General features: G+C 59.8%; 13 protein-coding genes and 1 tRNA gene. 9 read left to right on the forward strand and 5 right to left on the reverse strand.

Features of this window, described 5'->3' with window-relative positions:
• Window positions 1–16: 16 nt before the first annotated feature.
• From B9Q17_RS06750 to B9Q17_RS06765, 4 genes are all read right to left on the reverse strand, one after another.
• Window positions 17–91, reverse strand: a tRNA-Gln gene (locus B9Q17_RS06750).
• A 22-nt stretch (window positions 92–113) separates the two neighbouring features.
• Window positions 114–974 carry a 4-(cytidine 5'-diphospho)-2-C-methyl-D-erythritol kinase gene (gene ispE / locus B9Q17_RS06755; protein WP_094624623.1) on the reverse strand — a complete coding sequence of 287 codons (861 nt, stop codon included), beginning with the start codon at window positions 972–974 and terminating at the stop codon, window positions 114–116.
• A gap of 4 nt (window positions 975–978) precedes the next feature.
• On the reverse strand, window positions 979–1,605 hold the full coding sequence (gene lolB, locus B9Q17_RS06760; RefSeq protein WP_094624624.1) for a lipoprotein insertase outer membrane protein LolB: 627 nt from the start codon (window positions 1,603–1,605) through the stop codon (window positions 979–981).
• Window positions 1,602–3,347 (reverse strand): tetratricopeptide repeat protein, encoded by a 1,746-nt coding sequence (locus B9Q17_RS06765; protein ID WP_094624625.1) that lies wholly within the window; start codon window positions 3,345–3,347, stop codon window positions 1,602–1,604. The genes lolB and B9Q17_RS06765 overlap by 4 nt, the downstream gene beginning before the upstream one ends.
• Before the next feature lie 236 nt (window positions 3,348–3,583).
• Here B9Q17_RS06765 and hemA point away from each other — a divergent pair, with 236 nt between their 5' ends.
• Genes hemA through B9Q17_RS06785 form a run of 4 tightly spaced genes read left to right on the forward strand, consistent with a single transcriptional unit; the run spans window position 3,584 to window position 7,560 of the window.
• Window positions 3,584–4,873: a glutamyl-tRNA reductase gene (gene hemA, locus B9Q17_RS06770; RefSeq protein WP_094624626.1), complete on the forward strand. Its 1,290-nt coding sequence runs from the start codon at window positions 3,584–3,586 to the stop codon at window positions 4,871–4,873.
• The gene (prfA, locus tag B9Q17_RS06775) at window positions 4,870–5,958 is read left to right on the forward strand and encodes a peptide chain release factor 1 (protein ID WP_094624627.1); all 1,089 of its coding nucleotides are present in this window, start codon (window positions 4,870–4,872) and stop codon (window positions 5,956–5,958) included. Before hemA ends, prfA begins: the two co-directional genes overlap by 4 nt.
• Window positions 5,948–6,802 carry a peptide chain release factor N(5)-glutamine methyltransferase gene (prmC, locus tag B9Q17_RS06780; RefSeq protein ID WP_094624628.1) on the forward strand — a complete coding sequence of 285 codons (855 nt, stop codon included), beginning with the start codon at window positions 5,948–5,950 and terminating at the stop codon, window positions 6,800–6,802. Before prfA ends, prmC begins: the two co-directional genes overlap by 11 nt.
• A gap of 11 nt (window positions 6,803–6,813) precedes the next feature.
• Window positions 6,814–7,560 carry a HesA/MoeB/ThiF family protein gene (locus B9Q17_RS06785; RefSeq protein ID WP_094624629.1) on the forward strand — a complete coding sequence of 249 codons (747 nt, stop codon included), beginning with the start codon at window positions 6,814–6,816 and terminating at the stop codon, window positions 7,558–7,560.
• 147 nt (window positions 7,561–7,707) lie between these two features.
• Here the strand turns inward: B9Q17_RS06785 and phrB are convergent, their stop codons facing one another.
• Window positions 7,708–9,099 carry a deoxyribodipyrimidine photo-lyase gene (gene phrB / locus B9Q17_RS06790; RefSeq protein ID WP_094624630.1) on the reverse strand — a complete coding sequence of 464 codons (1,392 nt, stop codon included), beginning with the start codon at window positions 9,097–9,099 and terminating at the stop codon, window positions 7,708–7,710.
• 138 nt (window positions 9,100–9,237) lie between these two features.
• Between phrB and B9Q17_RS06795 the strand changes: the two genes are divergently transcribed.
• The 5 genes from B9Q17_RS06795 to B9Q17_RS06815 are packed head-to-tail and all read left to right on the forward strand — an operon-like array spanning window position 9,238 to window position 13,421.
• Window positions 9,238–10,056, forward strand: coding sequence for a DUF432 domain-containing protein (locus B9Q17_RS06795; protein ID WP_094624631.1), 819 nt, complete (start codon window positions 9,238–9,240; stop codon window positions 10,054–10,056).
• Window positions 10,057–10,079: 23 nt separating this feature from the next.
• Window positions 10,080–10,967, forward strand: coding sequence for a mechanosensitive ion channel family protein (locus B9Q17_RS06800; RefSeq protein WP_058340345.1), 888 nt, complete (start codon window positions 10,080–10,082; stop codon window positions 10,965–10,967).
• On the forward strand, window positions 10,948–11,439 hold the full coding sequence (locus tag B9Q17_RS06805; RefSeq protein WP_094624632.1) for an ATP-dependent zinc protease family protein: 492 nt from the start codon (window positions 10,948–10,950) through the stop codon (window positions 11,437–11,439). The genes B9Q17_RS06800 and B9Q17_RS06805 overlap by 20 nt, the downstream gene beginning before the upstream one ends.
• Window positions 11,440–11,441: 2 nt before the next feature.
• A complete protein-coding gene (gene rimK, locus B9Q17_RS06810; protein WP_058091875.1) occupies window positions 11,442–12,347 on the forward strand; it encodes a 30S ribosomal protein S6--L-glutamate ligase in 906 nt (301 codons plus the stop codon).
• A gap of 6 nt (window positions 12,348–12,353) precedes the next feature.
• Window positions 12,354–13,421 carry a succinylglutamate desuccinylase/aspartoacylase family protein gene (locus B9Q17_RS06815; RefSeq protein WP_058340343.1) on the forward strand — a complete coding sequence of 356 codons (1,068 nt, stop codon included), beginning with the start codon at window positions 12,354–12,356 and terminating at the stop codon, window positions 13,419–13,421.
• Window positions 13,422–13,432: the final 11 nt, after the last annotated feature.

Consider the following 13,432-nt stretch of genomic DNA (forward strand, 5'->3'; position numbering starts at 1 on the left):
AGAAGCGGGAGAAAGGTGGCTGGGGTGGCAGGATTCGAACCTGCGCATGACGGGATCAAAACCCGTTGCCTTACCACTTGGCGACACCCCAATATCATCGTGCTTTCTTGGCATCATTTCAGCTCTGTTAGCTTTTGGTGTAGAGGTGAAATGTTCACCCCTTTAGCTACGAACCCCGTGATGCCGGAGGGTTTGCTTTCCCAGATAATCCGGGCTGCGGATTCTGTAGGGAAACGTCCAAAAATGCAAGCCCCGGTTCCGGTTAATCTTGCAGGTCCGAATTGTGAAAGCCATTCCAGGCTCTGGTTAACCTCCGGATACAGTTTGCGAACTACATCCTCACAGTCGTTTCGGTACCTCGAGGCGTCTCCCTCAAAAGCGGGGCGTATTTTGATTTTTGGTGTGTCCCTTGTCAACCCTTGTTCTGAAAAAATCTTTCCGGTGTTTATTTCGCACTCAGGTTTCAGGACAACAAACCAGTCTTCCGGCGGGTTTACGGGGGTCAGTTTTTCGCCGACACCCTCTCCAAAGGCGGCGTGGCCGCGCACAAATACCGGTACGTCGGCGCCCAGGCCAAGGCCGATTTCTGCCAGCTGGTCTTCATTCAGGTGCAGCTGCCACAGGTGGTTCATGGCCAGCAGGGTGGTTGCGGCATTGGAGCTGCCGCCACCCAGGCCGCCGCCCATGGGCAGGCGTTTGTGCAGGTGAATGGTTACGCCGGGCAGGGGGGCTTTGCTGAGTTCTGCCAGTGCCAGAGCGGCCCGCACCACCAGATTGTCGCTGTCGGGCACGCCGGGAATCGGGTCAGCCAGGCGTACACCGGGTTCATCCGGGGTCAGGGTAAAGCTGAGCTCGTCCCCGTAGTCGAGAAACTGGAACAGGGTCTGCAGCTCGTGATAGCCGTCAGGCCGGCGGCCGACAATGTGCAGGAACAGGTTGAGCTTGGCGGGCGAGGGCAGGGTCAGTTCGGCCACAGGTTTAGTCCTCCCGGCGCCAGTTGGCAATCACCACACGAACCCGCTTGTCTTCTTTCAGGGCGGTGATACGGGCCGGCAGCGAAGGCAGGTCTTCGATAAAGCCGTGCCAGCGGTCGTAGCGTATTTCCCAGCCGTCCTGCCTGATGATGGCCAGCTGGCTGTGTTCGTCGAACAGCAGGCGGAAGTCGCCATCCGGTGACGGCAGCCCGCGAATCCACCAGCTCAGGCTGTCGATGGGCAGCTGCCAGCCGGTCGCGGCATTCACCAGGGTTTCCGGGTCGGAAGACTGGTAAACATCGCCATTGGCCAGGGTGAGCTCGATAAAGCCCGGAACGCCCTGAAGTCGGGTAGTGCCCATGCCCAGAAACGATGACGACAGGGACAGATCGTATTGCTCGCCATTCTGGAACCAGCGATTGATCACGGCGGTGCCGCTGTCGGAGGGCTGCTTGACGGCAAGCTTGCCGGACAGGTGCCAGTGGTCAAAGCGGCCCAGGTTCCGGCTGCGTTCTGTCCAGTCTGCCGGTGGCTGGTCTGTCATGCCTTCCGGCAGCGGTTCCAGCGCAATGGTGGTGCAGCCGCTGAAGGTCAGTACGGCAAGGAGTATCAGGGGTAGCCTGGCCGTCATTGGTTGCCCCCGTTCCGGGTCAGGCGATCAATGGTTTCGTTCAGGATGTCATGGTTCGGGTCTTCGTCCAGGGCTTCGTCCCAAACCACGCGGGCCTGCTCTTCGTTGCCGGTTACCCAAAGCACTTCGCCATAGTGAGCGGCTACTTCAGGGTCCGGGTAGATGGCCCACGCCCGGGACAGGTATTCCAGTGCGCCTTGGTTGTCTCCCTGGCGGAACAGGATCCAGCCCATGCTGTCGAGAATGGCCGGGTTTTCAGGGTCCAGGCTCAGGGCTTTCTGGATGTGCGCGCGCGCTTCGTCCAGCTGATCGGTACGCACGGTCAGGATATAGCCCAGGGCATTCAGGGCGACGGCGTTCTCCGGCTGGGCTTCAATGATGGCGCGCAGGTCTGTGATGGCCGGGTCTGTATCGCCCATGGAGTCTTGAAGCATGGCGCGGGCATAGCGGATTTCGATGTTTTCCGGATAGCTCTCCAGGGCCAGGTTGGCGGCCTCCAGGGCCTGCTGTTCCCGTTCCTGGTCCAGCAGGAGATTGACTTCCAGCAACCAGAAGCGTTCGGCCTGGTCCGGGTTGGTGTCCCGGAGTTGCCGGATGTTCGCCAGGGCGTTGTCCAGCTCGCCCAGTTCGGCCTGCAACTGGCTGGCGCGGGCCAGGGCCGGGAAGAAATAATTGCCCTGCTCCACGCTCTGGTAATAGCCGATGGCCTGAATGGTGTTTTCGGCCTGCTCTTCTACCTGGCCCAGGTAGTAATTGGCTTCGTCGGTGTGGTGGCCTTGTTCGGTCAGGCGGGTAAGCTCTTCCCTGGCCAGGTCCGGTTGCTGGTTTTCAAGGGCCACCAGGGCGTGGGACAGTCGCAGCCCCGGGGTGCCCGGATAGCGTTTTACCAGGCGGGCGAATTCGTCCTGGGCGGCCTGCAGCTCGCCTTCGTTGATCAGCATGCGGCCGTACAGGGTGCCCATCTGCCGGTTGGCAGGGAAGCGCCGGGTGGCGGCGGTCATGTGATTCAGGGCGTCGCGGTTCTGCCCGGTCTGATACAGCAAGTCACCTTTCAAAATGATGGCCGGCTGGAACTCCGGTTCTCGATTGAGCAGGGTGTTCAACTGTTTCAGTGCGGTCTCCGGCTCGCCGGTGATTTTCTGGAGCAGGGCAATACTGTATTCCAGTTCGGGGGTTTCCGGGTGCCGTTCGGCCAGGTTCTGGTACAGCTCCAGCAGTTCCTGTTGCTGGGCCGGTGGCAGTCGGGCGGCCATGGCGGCCAGGCTGTCGAAGTCGGCATCTTCACCCTGGTCCATAATCTGCTCCATATGGAACAGGGCGGTTTCCAGGTTCTGGCGCTTTACTGCCTGAATGGCCGCTACCCGGTGTGCCTGCAGGTTGTCCGGATCAATATCCAGCCAGAGCGTGGCCAGCTGCTGCTGGGCGTTGTCGGCGTTGAGGGTCTGGGCAATCCGCATGGCCCGGTCGATCACTCCGGGGTCTTCCGAGGTCTTGGCCGCTTGCAGGTAATTCACCAGGGTTACGTCATAGCGGCCACGCTGTGCGGCTATTTCTGCGGTAAGCAGCTGGTACAGCACTTCCGGTTCAAAGTCGGCGTACCGGATTTCTTCCGTTTCAGCCTGCTCGGCCTGAACCGTAGGTGCCGGTTCTTCGGCGGTTCCGGAAAAACTGGCGCAGCCCGGCAGGACAGCTACGGTAAAACCCAGCAGGCAGGTAACCAGGTACGGTGCGGATTTGTGCATGCAATTTCCTGTGTGTTTCAGGCGATTTTTCAGGAAAGACCATCTTTTCGCCCCGTTAATTGAGGCAAATCGGATTGCGGTCGTGGCCGAAACCCTATAATGGCATAAGCGTCTTATCTTGCCCAACCTGTCCGCAGTTCCCGAAGCACCGGTGTTTTCGGGTGGCAGGCGGGGCCTTGCGCCGGTAGAATGCTGTTTGAATATCCACGACTGGAACAGGGTTATCTGACCATAAAATGGCGTTGCTGACACTGGGAATCAATCACCGAACCGCACCCGTAGAAATTCGCGAGCGTGTAGCGTTCACTCCGGAGCGGATGGCGGAAGCCTTTTCCGAACTGCGTGCTGCCTCCGGTGCCGGTGAGGCTGCCATTCTGTCTACCTGTAACCGTACTGAGCTGTACCTGGCCGGTGACGACGACTGCGCGCCTACCGTGCTGCGCTGGCTGGCGGGCTTCCACGACCTGGACGTAGCAGACCTGGAGAACGTGCTTTACCTGCACCGGGATTCCGATGCCGTTCGCCATATGATGCGCGTTGCCTCCGGCCTGGATTCCATGGTGCTGGGCGAGCCGCAGATATTCGGCCAGCTGAAAGATGCCTATTCCCTGGCCCGGGAACACGGTGCCACCGGTTCCTTCCTGACCCGGTTGTTCGAACACACTTTCTCGGTTGCCAAGCGGGTGCGAACCCAGACTGCTATCGGCGAAAACCCGGTATCTGTGGCCTATGCCTCGGTCAGCATGGCGCACCATATCTTTGCGGATATGTCCCGCAACAAGGCCTTGCTGATTGGTGCCGGTAAAACCATCGAGCTGGTTGCGCAACACCTTTCGGAAGCCGGTGTGCGCCAGTTCCTGATTGCCAACCGTACCCTCGAGCGGGCCCAGTCCCTGGCCGAGGCCCACGGCGGAAAGGGCATTCTGCTGTCCGAGATTCCGGACCACCTGGCGGATGTCGACATTGTCATTTCCTCCACCGCCAGCCCGCTGCCCATTCTGGGCAAGGGTGCCGTTGAGCGGGCCCTGAAAAAGCGCAAACACCGCCCGTATTTCATGGTGGATATCGCTGTACCGAGGGATATCGAACCGGAAGTTGCCTCGCTGGCAGACGTCTACCTGTATACCGTTGATGACCTCAAGCAGGTAATCGAAGAAAACATCCGCTCCCGGGAAGGCGCAGCCCGTGAGGCCGAAAACCTGATCAGCAGTGGCGTCCAGGATTTCCTGGAGCAGCTGCGGGCCCTAGATGCGGTTTCTACCCTGAAAGTCTTCCGTCAGCGGGCAGAAGTGATGCGCGATGCGGAAACCGAAAAAGCCCTGCGCGCCCTGCGCAACGGCGCAGACCCCGAGACAGTGCTGCGAAGCATGGCCCGGGGCCTGACCAACAAACTGCTGCACCAACCTTCCATCCAGGTTCGCAAGGCCATGGCCGAGGGCCGGGCGGAAGTCACGGAATGCCTGAGGGAGCTCTACCAGCTGGATACGCTGGATGCGGACGAGCCCATCACCACGGAAAAACTATGAAGCCATCCATCCAGTCCCGCCTCGAACGGTTGGTAGAGCGGTTCGAGGAGGTGAGCGCACTGCTGAGCGATGCCTCCGTTATCTCCAACCAGGACAAGTTCCGTGAGTTATCCCGGGAGTTTGCCGAAATCGAGCCGGTGGTAAAGTGCTTCCAGTCCTGGCAACAGTCCCTCGACGACATCAGTGAAGCGAAAGAACTGTTGAAAGACGGCGATGCCGACATGCGCGCCATGGCTGAAGAAGAGCTGGACGGCGCCGAAGCCCGCAGTGAAGAGCTGGATGAAGAACTGCAGCGCCTGATGCTGCCGAAAGACCCCAACGACACCAAGAACGTGTTCCTGGAAGTGCGGGCCGGTACCGGTGGTGATGAAGCCGCCATCTTTGCGGGCGACCTGTTCCGCATGTATTCCCGCTACGCCGAGAAACGCCGCTGGCAGGTAGAAGTACTGAGCGAAAACGAAGGCGAGCACGGCGGCTATAAAGAAGTGATTGCCCGGTTGTCCGGCGACGGCGTATACGGTGCCCTGAAATTCGAGTCCGGCGCGCACCGGGTACAGCGGGTACCGGAAACCGAATCCCAGGGCCGTATTCACACCTCCGCCTGCACCGTGGCGGTGATCCCCGAGGCGGATGAAGCCGAAGCCATCGAAATCAACAAGGCCGACCTGCGTGTGGACACCTTCCGTTCCTCCGGCGCTGGTGGCCAGCACGTTAACAAGACCGACTCCGCCATTCGCATTACCCACCTGCCGACCGGCATCGTGGTGGAATGCCAGGAAGAGCGCTCCCAGCACAAGAACCGGGCCAAGGCCCTGAGCCTGCTGGCGTCACGCCTGCAGAATGCCGAGCTGGAAAAGCAGCAGAAAAGCATGGCGGAAACCCGTAAAAGCCTGGTGGGCAGCGGTGACCGCTCCGAGCGCATCCGCACCTACAACTTCCCCCAGGGCCGGGTAACCGATCATCGCATCAACCTGACCCTGTACAAGCTCGACGAAGTGATTGCCGGCGACCTGGATGCGGTGGTGCTGCCGCTGCAGCAGGAACACCAGGCTGAATTGCTGGCTGAACTGGCCAATGAGCAGTGAGCCCTCGCTGACCTGCGAAGCCCTCCTGAAGAGCGCCGCCGACCAGATTGGCGGCGACTCGCCCCGGCTGGATGCCGAACTACTGCTGAGTTACGTGACCGGCCTGGGCCGGACCAGCTTCCGGGCCTGGCCCGAACGGGAAGTGCCGGCGGAAAAGGCTGAGCAGTTTATGAGCCTGGTGGCGCAGCGCGCCAGCGGCCAACCGATTGCCTACCTGCTGGGCGAGCAGGAATTCTGGTCCTTACCCCTGAAAGTCAGTTCCTCAACGTTGATTCCCCGGCCCGATACCGAGTGTGTGGTAGAGGCCGCGTTATCACTGGAACTACCCGCTAACGCCCGGGTACTCGACCTTGGCACCGGCACCGGTGCCATAGCCCTGGCCCTGGCCAGCGAACAGCCGGGCTGGCAAATCATGGCGAGCGACCGGGTTGAAGAGGCAGTAGCCCTGGCCCGGGAAAACAGCCAGCAACTGGGCTTGCCCATCACCGTAGTGCAGAGCCACTGGTTCGACCAGATCCCGGCTGGAAGCTTCGACCTTCTTATCTCCAACCCGCCCTACATCCCGGCCAGCGATCGCCATTTAAAGGAAGGCGATGTGCGCTTCGAACCCGAGTCCGCCCTGGTGGCCGGAGAAGATGGCCTGGACGACATCCGCCTGCTGGTCACCGAAGGCCTGGACTGGCTCAACCCGAATGGCTGGATGCTGCTGGAACACGGCTACGACCAGGGCGAAGCCGTGAGAGATTTGTTTGCCAAAGCCGGATGGCGCAACATAGAAACCCGCAAAGACTACGGCGGCAACGATCGCATGACCCTGGCCCGCAAGCCCGCCCGCGACCAATAGCGAGAACAACCATGCTCAGCGACGAAGAACTGCTCCGCTACAGCCGACAAATCCTGATGCCCCGGTTCGACATCGCCGGCCAGGAAAAACTCAAAGCCGCCCATGCACTGGTCATCGGCGCCGGCGGCCTGGGTTGCCCCGTGGCACTGTATCTGGGCGCGGCAGGCGTCGGTCACCTGACCCTGGTAGACGACGACCAGATCGAACTGGCCAACCTGCAACGGCAAATTGCGTTTCAGCAAAGCTGGCTGGGTGACTCCAAGGCCGAGCGCCTGGCGGAGCGGGTTCGGGCGATCAACCCCGAGATCACTGTTAACGCCGTCAATCGCCGGGTGGATGGAGATGATCTCAAACAGCTGGTTACTGAATCCACGTTGGTGCTGGACTGCACCGACAACTTCAACACCCGCTTCGCGTTGAATAGAGCCTCGGTAGCTTCCGGGGTGCCGCTGGTTTCTGGTGCTGCGATTCGCGGTGAAGGCCAGTTGTCCGTTTATGATCCCCGCCACCCCGAAAGCCCCTGTTACCACTGTTTATACCCTGAGCAAGGAAACGAAGACCTGACCTGCTCCGAAGCGGGTGTTATCGCTCCATTGGTGGGCATGATTGGCTCGGCCCAAGCGATGGAAGCGATCAAGCTAATCTCAGGTGTCGGCCATCCGTTGGTGGGCCGATTGTTGATCCTGGACGCCTGGCAAATGGAATGGCGAGAAATGAAACTCGCCAAAGACCCGGACTGCCCGGTGTGCGGCGGCTAGCACCAGACTAGTGCCGGGTTGGGGCTGCCCTTCCAAAAATGTGCGGAGCCATGGATGGCGGAGCAGAAGCGCCACATGGATGTGCCGCAAGGAGCGGTTTTTGGAAGGGCAGCCCCAACCCGGCGCGGCCGGCCAAGCGCCAGAAGCTCAGTCCTTTAGCGCCTGAAACCTTGCTATGGCTTCCTTTCGGGATTCTTTCAGGTCCACTATGGGACGGGGGTAGCCTTTCGGAATGACGCCGCCCTTGGATGGATCATGAATCCGCTTGTTATCCAGTTTGGCCAACTCCGGCACCCACTGCCGGATAAACTCCCCTTTCGGGTCAAACCGCTCACTCTGGGTGACCGGATTGAACACGCGAAAATAAGGCGCTGCATCGGTACCGGTTGAGGCACTCCACTGCCAGCCGCCGTTATTGGATGCCAGAAAACCATCCACCAGATTCTGCATGAACCAGGCCTCGCCCAGTCGCCAGTCGATGAACAGGTTCTTGGTCAGGAACATGGCAGTAATCATTCGCAGGCGGTTGTGCATCCAGCCGGTCTCCTTCAGCTGGCGCATGGCAGCATCGACGATCGGAATGCCCGTCCGGCCTTCTTTCCAGGCTTCAAAATTCTCGCCGGGTTTATTCCACACCAGAGCCTCAGTTTCCTCCTTGAACGCCCGCCCCATGCTCACTCTCGGGTAGTGGTAAAGGATGTTTATGTAAAAATCCCGCCAGGCGATTTCGTTGATCCAGGTTTCGATGCCATCACCAGAAACACCGGCCTGTTTGGCGGCGATCAGGCATTGGCGGCCGGAAAGCACGCCGTTGGCCAGGTATGGCGATAGCTGGCTGGTGCCGTCCAGGGCCGGGAAGTCGCGGTTGTCTTTGTAGTCTTTTGCTCGCTCGGCCAGGAATTCTTCCAGCTGGTCGTGGGCGGCGTCTTCTCCGGTGGGAACCAGGGGTTCCGGTGCACCGCTGAACGGTGCGGGTAGAGTGTCGGTCTGCTCGGCCTGTACTTCAGGGCCCTGGGCTGAGGGCGCCGGGTAAAGCGTGGGCTGGGTTTCTTCTATCCAGGTGCGCCAGCGCCGTGAAAACGGGGTAAACACCGAATAGGGTTCATTCTGCTGGGTAAGTATCTGGCCCACCGGTGCCACGGTCTGGTCACGGTATTTGTTTACCTTGACAGACAGCTCGTCCAGGCGGTCGTGGACCTGCTTGTCGCGGCGGCGTTCGTTGATGCCGTACTCTTCGTTGAAGTGCAGGGCGGTAATGCCATGCTCTTTGCAGAACGATTCAAGCGTGCCGAGGCTGTCGGCAAAGGTGTCAGCGTTCAGGAATGACAAGCCTATGCCCAGCCTGGCGAGCTGCCGGGCCAGGCTGTTGGCGTGTTCCAGCACAAATTGTACCCGGGCCGCAGACCAGTCGTGTTCCTGCCACTGTTTCGGGGTAACAATAAAGCAGGCCCGAACGGGGTTGCCGCTGCGGCAGGCGGCGGTCAGGGCGGGGTTGTCGGCAAGGCGCAGATCGTTGCGGAACCAGACCAGCTGTGTCATTGGAACATCCATTTTGGCCAGAGGGTGAATAAGGGTAATTACATTCTTAAATCATTGGCTTGTATATTCGCTGCCGGGGCGATACTGGATTATAGTTAAACATCACGGCCTGCCATGAAAAGGAGCATTTTCCGCAGCATGAGTGTTTACCCCGAAGGCCAGCGCGACGGTGTCTGGGCACACCCGTATCAACTGGCTTCCGGCCAGACCCAGCAACACCGGTTGGGGCATACGCATTTGTGGGTCACCCTGCTGGACCAGGAGTGGCAGGTGCGTTTTGTGGTGCAGCAGCCGGAAGATTCGGCAGACCCGCTTACCTGGTTCGAGACCATCGGCCACAGCCTGCCGTCGTCGGAAATCCCTGTACAGCGTTTCGTGCGCTCCGGTGATAACGGCGAGGTGTGTTTTATTCCCGCAATGGCCAGCTTGCCCACGGTAATCCGCCCGTCCCAGCCTTTAACGGTGCCGGCCGGTGGCCGCTGTGTGCTCTATGTGGGGACCAATCTCTGGATGAAGGTATGCGTGGGCGAAGGCCGTAGTGAGCTCACAGAAGTGCCGCTGGCGGTGCCGTCACGTACCTGGCTTGGCCGGAACTCGATGGAGGGGGAAATCTGCTACGCCTCTTCCACCTATGGCCGGCTGGCCCTGGAGGCAGTACCCAAGCGGCCATGGCGGGCGGTTACGCCGGTTACCATCATCAACCGCCGGGAAAGGCCTTTGTTGCTTGAGCGGTTCAGCCTGCCCACACCGTTGCTGTCGGTGTACCGTAACGGCCAGGGGCTGCTCTGGACGCCGGGGATTACCGTCGAATGCGAAACGGATATGAACTCCGCCAGCCTGCGAATTGATCAATCGGCACCGCAGGCTGCCGGTGAATGCGAGTTGCTGGCACCGGCCAGGGAAAAACTCGCCAAGGGCCGGAGACTGGTGCGTGCGTTTGATCATATATTCGGTTAATCACGGCACAGGGAGCCGCGAAGGTGCTTGAAACGTTACAGACAACCATCGCACAGGTGATCGGAAGTATTGCCTGGGGCAAGTGGCTTTCGGCGGGCTTTTTGCTGGTGCTGGGGATTGTGCTGGCCACCTTTGTTGCCCGCAGTGTCGGCCGCCTGGTAGAAACCAGGACAACCCGCCATCACCAGGTGATGATCCGGCGGGTGTTCTTTTACCTGGTGTTTCTACTGTTTGCCGTTGCCGCGCTCAGGGAAGCCGGCTTCTCCCTGGAAGTGGTGCTGGGCGCTGCCGGTATTCTCACGGTCGCTATCGGCTTTGCCTCCCAGACCTCCGCCTCCAACATTATCAGTGGCCTGTTCCTGGTGATGGAAAAGCCGTTCGAGATTGGTGACACCATCGAGGTGGATGCCACCATCGGGGAAGTGGTGGCAATCGACCTGCTCAGCGTAAAGCTCAGAACGGCCGACAACCTGTACGTGCGCATACCCAACGAAACCCTGATCAAAACCCGGGTGATCAACCGCTCCCGCTTTCCAATCCGCCGGATCGACCTGGTTCTGGGCATCGCCTACGCGGAGGACGTGGAAAAGGTGCAGGATTTGCTGCTGGAACTGGCGCAGCAGAACACCGTGTGCCTGGAAGAGCCGAAACCCTTTGTTCTGGTTACCGGGTTTGGGGCGTCTTCGGTCGATTTGCAGTTCTCCTTCTGGGTGCCCAGAGAAGAATTCCTTGATGGCCGGGGCAGCATGATGATTGCCGTCAAAAAAGCCCTGGACGAGCACGGCATAGAAATACCTTTCCCCCATACCAGCGTGTATGCCGGTAGTCATTCCGAGCCCTTCCGGGTGCAATTGATGGCCCCGGAACAACAAAAAGATAAGGATTCCCCGGATGTCGACAGAAACGACTGAAGTGATCAAAACTACTCCGCCCACCGAAGCTGAAAACAAGGTGTCACTTGGCTGGCGCGAATGGGTGGGCCTGCCGGACCTGGGCATTGGCCGGATCAAGGCCAAGGTAGATACCGGCGCGCGCACCTCGTGCCTGCATACTTTCCGGACGGAACCCTACACTGAAAACGGCGAGCGCCGGGTGAAGTTCTGGGTGCACCCGATACAGAACGACCTGCACCACGTGGTGGAATGCGACGCCCGGGTGCTGGATGAACGCACCGTGTCGGATTCCGGTGGCCACAAAGAACAACGGCTGGTGATCGAAACCACCCTGGTACTGGGTGACCAGAGCTGGCCCATTGAAATGACCTTAACCAACCGGGACTCCATGCGGTTCCGGATGTTGCTGGGGCGCACTGCCATGGCGGGGCGAACCACCATTTATCCCGAAGCTTCTTACCTTGCCGGCAAGCCGGCACCAAGGAACTGATTATGAAAATTGCGGTACTGTCGCGAAACCGGCACCTGTATTCCACCCGTCGGCTGGTGGAGGAAGGCATCAATCGTGGCCATGAAGTGAAGGTGATTGACGCCCTGCATTGCTCCATGAACATCACGTCTGCCAACCCGCTGATCCATTACCACGAAGAAGTGCTGGAAGACTTCGATGTGGTGATTCCGCGAATCGGCGCCTCGGTCACTTTTTACGGCACCGCGGTACTGCGCCAGTTCGAGATGATGGGTGTATTTCCACTCAACGAATCGGTGGCCATTACCCGTTCCCGGGACAAGCTGCGCTCCCTGCAGTTGCTGGCCCGTAAGGGCGTGGGCATGCCGGTAACCGGGTTTGCCAACAAACCGGACAACGTGCCGGAGCTGCTGAAGATGGTGGGTGGCGCGCCGGTGGTCATCAAACTGCTGCAGGGTACCCAGGGCATTGGTGTGGTGCTGGCGGAAACCCGCAAAGCCGCCGAGTCTGTGATTGAAGCCTTTATGGGCCTGAAAGCCGACATCCTGGTGCAGGAATTCATCAAGGAAGCCGGCGGTGCCGACATCCGCTGCTTTGTCATCGGCGACAAGGTTATCGCCGCTATGAAGCGCCAGGGCGCGGAAGGTGAATTCCGCTCAAACCTGCACCGGGGCGGTACCGCTTCGCTGGTGCGGATTACCCCGGAAGAGCGCCGCACCGCCATTACCGCTGCCAAGGCCATGGGCCTGAACGTGGCCGGTGTGGATTTGCTGCGTTCCAGCCGTGGCCCGCTGGTGATGGAAGTAAACTCTTCACCGGGCCTGGAAGGCATCGAGAATGCTACCGGCAAGAACGTGGCCGGCATGATCATCAACTGGACTGAAAAGAACTACAAACCCTGGAAAACCAAGACCCGGGGCAGAGGATAAGCGCGCATGGCAAGAGCACCGTTCGAGATTGCCGGAGTACAGGTAAAGCCGGGTACCCGTGTGACTGTGGAAGTTCCGGTAGCCAAACTCTACACCCACACCCCGCTGCATATTCCGGTGGAAGTGGTGCATGGCCGCCGTGACGGGCCTGTTCTGATGGTGTGTGGAGCCATTCATGGCGACGAGATCAACGGTGTGGAAATCATCCGCCGGGTACTGAAGAACGGCGCCTTGCGGCATCTTCGCGGCACCCTGGTGGCGGTGCCGATCGTCAACATTTTCGGCTTTGTGCAGCGCACCCGCTACCTGCCGGACCGGCGTGACCTGAACCGGTGTTTTCCCGGTAGCGAGAGCGGTTCGCTGGGTGGCCGTATTGCCTACCTGCTGCGCACCCAGATCATGGAAAACGTGACCCATATTATCGACCTGCACACCGGGGCCATTCACCGGTTCAACCTGCCACAGATCCGCGCCGAGCTGAAGAACCCGGAAACCTCCCGCATGGCAGACGCCTTTGGTGCGCCGATCATTATCAATGCCGGTTTGCGGGAAGGCAGCCTGCGGGCCTACGCCGACTCACTGGATATCCCGGTGATCACCTTTGAAGGTGGCGAAGCCCTGCGCTTTGATGATGTGGTGATTGCCAGCGGCGTAAAAGGCATCATCCGGGTGATGCGCGAGCTGGAAATGGTGCCCGCCAAGAAAGGCCCGAAAGCGCCGAAAAAACGCTCGGAAACCGCTGCGAACTCACAGTGGGTGCGGGCAGATATGGACGGCATCATGCGCCCGGTGGCCAGCCTTGGCCAGAAAGTGCGTAAAGGCCAGAAGCTGGCCATGGTGGCGGACCCCTTCGGCGAAACCGAAGTGGCCATTACCTCGCCCTGTTCCGGCATTGTTATCTGTGTGAACAACCTGCCGCTGGTGAACGAGGGCGAAGCCATCTACCACATCGCCCGATTTGACGAGCTGGGTGAGGCAGAAAAAGCCATGGACTATTTCCGAAGCTCGTTCGAGAGTGAAGTATCGGAAGACGCAGTGGTGCCCGTACACCCGTGGGATGAACTGCAAAAATAGTTGTGATGGCC

This window comes from Marinobacter vinifirmus (assembly GCF_002258215.1).
Taxonomy (GTDB): Bacteria; Pseudomonadota; Gammaproteobacteria; order Pseudomonadales; family Oleiphilaceae; genus Marinobacter; species Marinobacter vinifirmus.

Coding starts and splice junctions, on each gene's coding strand:
- B9Q17_RS06795 (WP_094624631.1), top strand. CDS start 9,238: ATGAGTGTTTACCCCGAAGGCCAGCGCGACGGTGTCTGGGCACACCCG.
- hemA (WP_094624626.1), top strand. CDS start 3,584: ATGGCGTTGCTGACACTGGGAATCAATCACCGAACCGCACCCGTAGAA.
- prmC (WP_094624628.1), top strand. CDS start 5,948: ATGAGCAGTGAGCCCTCGCTGACCTGCGAAGCCCTCCTGAAGAGCGCC.
- prfA (WP_094624627.1), top strand. CDS start 4,870: ATGAAGCCATCCATCCAGTCCCGCCTCGAACGGTTGGTAGAGCGGTTC.
- B9Q17_RS06765 (WP_094624625.1), bottom strand. CDS start 3,347: ATGCACAAATCCGCACCGTACCTGGTTACCTGCCTGCTGGGTTTTACC.
- rimK (WP_058091875.1), top strand. CDS start 11,442: ATGAAAATTGCGGTACTGTCGCGAAACCGGCACCTGTATTCCACCCGT.
- B9Q17_RS06815 (WP_058340343.1), top strand. CDS start 12,354: ATGGCAAGAGCACCGTTCGAGATTGCCGGAGTACAGGTAAAGCCGGGT.
- B9Q17_RS06805 (WP_094624632.1), top strand. CDS start 10,948: ATGTCGACAGAAACGACTGAAGTGATCAAAACTACTCCGCCCACCGAA.
- lolB (WP_094624624.1), bottom strand. CDS start 1,605: ATGACGGCCAGGCTACCCCTGATACTCCTTGCCGTACTGACCTTCAGC.
- phrB (WP_094624630.1), bottom strand. CDS start 9,099: ATGACACAGCTGGTCTGGTTCCGCAACGATCTGCGCCTTGCCGACAAC.
- B9Q17_RS06785 (WP_094624629.1), top strand. CDS start 6,814: ATGCTCAGCGACGAAGAACTGCTCCGCTACAGCCGACAAATCCTGATG.